The organism is Mycobacterium sp. E136, from assembly GCF_001666865.1.
Lineage (GTDB): Bacteria > Actinomycetota > Actinomycetes > Mycobacteriales > Mycobacteriaceae > Mycobacterium.
In genome coordinates this window covers 1-734 of record NZ_LZJE01000040.1, presented here as the reverse complement: position 1 = coordinate 734, position 734 = coordinate 1, and the positions used below count along the sequence as shown (strand labels likewise).

General features: G+C 64.0%; 1 protein-coding gene. It reads left to right on the top strand.

Annotated features, from left to right (window positions below):
• Nucleotides 1–289: 289 nt before the first annotated feature.
• Nucleotides 290–734, top strand: a 445-nt coding sequence (locus A5698_RS03335) for a glycosyltransferase (RefSeq protein WP_197506625.1), incomplete at its 3' end; no start/stop codon positions are given.

The window sequence follows — 734 nt, the reverse complement described above, 5'->3', positions numbered from 1 at the left end:
CGGGTGACGGCAACGCAGGGCTCCACATCGCCACGACTTCCGTAGCTTGCCAGCACAAATCTCAGGGATCTGGCCATCCACTGCCCCCCTTCAAGTTGCGTGGACCAGAGAGTACATCGGGGTCGGCGGAGTCCCACGGCGACTACTGCTGGGGCGAGCCGGCCACTCCGGTGCCGCTGGCGGTGGCATGGCGTGGCCGGTCGAATTGGAACCGCGGCAGCCGTCGGCGCCATTGCGCCTCAGCAACAACAGTGAAAGGCTCCGCAAAAAAATGAGAGGGTAGGACGCGATGAAGCTTTTAATGGCCTGCTATGGGACGCGTGGTGACGTGGAACCCTGCGTTGCCGTTGGCCGGGAGTTGCTGCACCGCGGACATCAGGTGTATTTGGCAGTAGCGCCCGACATGGTGGGGTTCGTCGAGTCCGCCGGGCTTCAGGCGGTCGGCTACGGCCCGAACGCGCGTTTATGGCAGGACGTCCATCGTGAATTCCAGGCGCGCACGTCCCATCCGTGGAAGGTTGCGGACCTGCGGAGACTGTGGCGCGAGAATCGTGCGCTGCTGACCCAATACCTTGAAGAGGCGAACTCCACGTTGATGGGGCTGGCCAAGGACGCTGACCTGCTGCTCACCGGCCCTCTCGGGGAAGATGTCGCGGCCAACGTCGCGGAGTACCGCGGTATCCCGCTGGCGGTGATGCAATTCGTCCCTATGCGAGCCAACGGGCGGGTGTTCG